Below are 2,402 nucleotides of genomic sequence, written 5' to 3'. Positions count from 1 at the left end.
CACTCCGGTCCCACAGCCGATGTCCAGCACCTGCCGCGCCCCGAACTCCTCCACCATGCGGAGGTAGGCGTCGAGGTCACCGCGATCGGGATCGAGGGCGTCGTAGATCGCGGCCAGCCGCGGATGGGTGAAGCCTTCGTCAGCCATGCGGGCGACCGTAGGGGAGGGGGGTCCGGCCGGCCACCCGATATCGCGGGCTCACTCCTCCCCGCGCGCCAGCCAGGCCTCCAGCACGGCGAAGTCCGCGTCGGTGAGACCCACTTGGTGAGCGACGCGGTGCACGAGGGCACGTCCTCGATGGTGTGCCGCCACCCAGGCTCGGTCCGCTTCGGTGACCTCGTCGTCGACCCAGACGAACGGACGCCCCGCCGCCCAGGAGACGAGAGGCCGGGTCTTCCAGTGCAGGCCGGTCTCCGCCGCCTCGTCCGAGTCCGGCCAGTCCACCAGCGGCAGCCGAGGCAGTCCCAGCCACGGGGACAGCACGGTGTTGGCGTCCTCGCCCCAGGTCGTGGCCCACACCAGCGCACAGCCGAGCGACCTCAGACGGGCGCCCAGCGCGGGGTCCACGCGGGTCAGGAGCGGATGGCCAGGCTCGTACAGCGGGACGGCCGGCTCATGCACCGGATACGGCCCCACCGCCCCGAACGGCAGCAGCGTCCCGTCGACGTCCAGGAAGAGCAGTGCCCTCACCCCTCGAACCCGCCCTCCGCGAGGATCTCGTCGATACGGGCCCGGTGCGCCGCCGCCCAGTCGTCGAGGGTCTCGGCGGCCTCCTTCGCCAGCTTGGCGCGGGCGCCGGTGAGGACGTCGGTCCGCCGCGCGGCGGGCACCACGACGACCCCCTCCTCGTCGGCGACCACCACGTCCCCGGCCTCGACCCGCACCCCGCCGCACCGCACGTCCTCCCCCAGCGGCGCCACCACCTTCTTCGCGCCCGGGATCGGGATGACCCCGCGCGCGAAGACGGGGAACCCGGCCTCCCGCACCTCGGCGAGGTCGCGGATCAGCCCGTCGAGGACGAACCCGGCGATCCCCCGCCGCTGCGCGACCGCGCAGACGTTCCCCCCGGCCAGGGCATGGTCGAGGTCCCCCGACTCGACGACGATCACCGAGCCGGCCGGCGCCCGGTGGATCGCCGCGTGCAGCATCAGGTTGTCGCCGGGAGGGCACCGCACGGTGAAGGCGGCACCCGCGACTCTCGGCACCGGACCCCACAGCGGCCGGATTCCGATGTCCATGACCCGGTCACGGCCGAGCAGATCGGCCAGGGTGGTCGTGGGAATGTCCGCAAACTCGGTGGTCTCGATCATGCCGCGGACGTTACCGTGCGTACATGACTGCCGGGTCGGCCTCGTGCCGTGAGCGAATTGGGTGCCCGGCCTCTGGGTGAGGCCGATGGGGGTCCCCCCGCTCGAGCGCAGTCGAGAGTGGGGGAGGGCCAGGAGCCCGCCTCTTTCTCTCCGCCTTCGTCTCCATGAAGACCAGCGAGAGAAAGAAGAGAGAGTGCCCCACCCCGTCCAGGACTTCAACCAGCGGATCATCGAAGAGTTCCGCGCGAACCACGGCCGGGTCGGCGGCCCCTTCGAGGGCGGCCGCCTGATCCTCCTCACGACCACCGGCGCCCGCACCGGCGCCCGGCACACCACCCCCGTCGCCTACCTTCCCGACGGCGGCGACCGCATCCTCGTGATCGCCTCGGCGGGCGGCTCCCCCCGCCACCCCGACTGGTACCGCAACCTCGTCGCACACCCTCAAGTCACCGTGGAGAGCGGGGTGTTCACATACGAGGCGAGGGCGGTCGTGCTGACCGGCGAGGAACGGGACCACGCCTTCGCGCGGGCCGTGGAGTCGGACCGCGGCTGGGCCGGGTACCAGGAGAAGACCGACCGGGTCCTCCCCGTGGTCGCCCTGCACGAGATCGCCCGCCCGGGCCCGCCGAACATCAACGCCTCCTCCCCCGGTGAGGCGATCAGGCTGGTCCATGACGTCTTCCGCCGCGAACTGGCCCTGATAAGAGGAGAGTTGGCCTCAGGCACCACCACCCTCGGCGCCCAACTCCGCGTCAACTGCCTCACCTTCTGCCAGGGGCTGCACAACCATCACACCGGCGAGGACGTGGCGATGTTCCCGTTCCTGGCCGACCGCCACCCGGAGGCGCGACCGGCCCTCGACCGTCTCCGCACCGAGCACGCACACATCGCCACGCTGGTCGAGGAGTTGCGGGAGGCACTCGCCGGCACGGACCTCGTCTCCGTCCGCACGGAGGTCACCCGCCTGACGCACGAGCTGGAGGCCCACCTGGCGTACGAGGAGGAGCACCTGATCCCCCTCCTCGACCACGCCTGACCTGCCAGTACCTGCCGGTCGGGGAGGGACGTCACCCCTCCCCGACCCTCCACTCC

The 2,402-nt window shown here is 72.0% G+C and carries 3 protein-coding genes and 1 pseudogene; 1 reads left to right on the top strand and 3 read right to left on the bottom strand.

All coding sequences use genetic code 11. From position 1 onward, the window contains the following. The 3 genes and pseudogenes from EHS43_RS48550 to EHS43_RS42645 form a co-directional block, all read right to left on the bottom strand. A pseudogene (locus EHS43_RS48550) lies at positions 1–147 on the bottom strand (SAM-dependent methyltransferase); the annotation flags it as partial. Positions 148–198: 51 nt separating this feature from the next. Then, a complete protein-coding gene (locus tag EHS43_RS42650; protein ID WP_125195832.1) occupies positions 199–690 on the bottom strand; it encodes an HAD domain-containing protein in 492 nt (163 codons plus the stop codon). Then, positions 687–1,310, bottom strand: coding sequence for an RraA family protein (locus EHS43_RS42645; protein WP_125195831.1), 624 nt, complete (start codon positions 1,308–1,310; stop codon positions 687–689). The genes EHS43_RS42650 and EHS43_RS42645 overlap by 4 nt, the downstream gene beginning before the upstream one ends. Positions 1,311–1,503: 193 nt before the next feature. Between EHS43_RS42645 and EHS43_RS42640 the strand changes: the two genes are divergently transcribed. Further along, on the top strand, positions 1,504–2,346 hold the full coding sequence (locus tag EHS43_RS42640) for a nitroreductase/quinone reductase family protein (protein WP_125195830.1): 843 nt from the start codon (positions 1,504–1,506) through the stop codon (positions 2,344–2,346). Positions 2,347–2,402 lie beyond the last annotated feature (56 nt).

The organism is Streptomyces sp. RP5T (genome assembly GCF_003933965.1).
Lineage (GTDB): Bacteria > Actinomycetota > Actinomycetes > Streptomycetales > Streptomycetaceae > Streptomyces.
The sequence above is the reverse complement of the archived record's forward strand: the minus strand, read 5'-3'. Positions and strand labels throughout refer to the sequence as shown.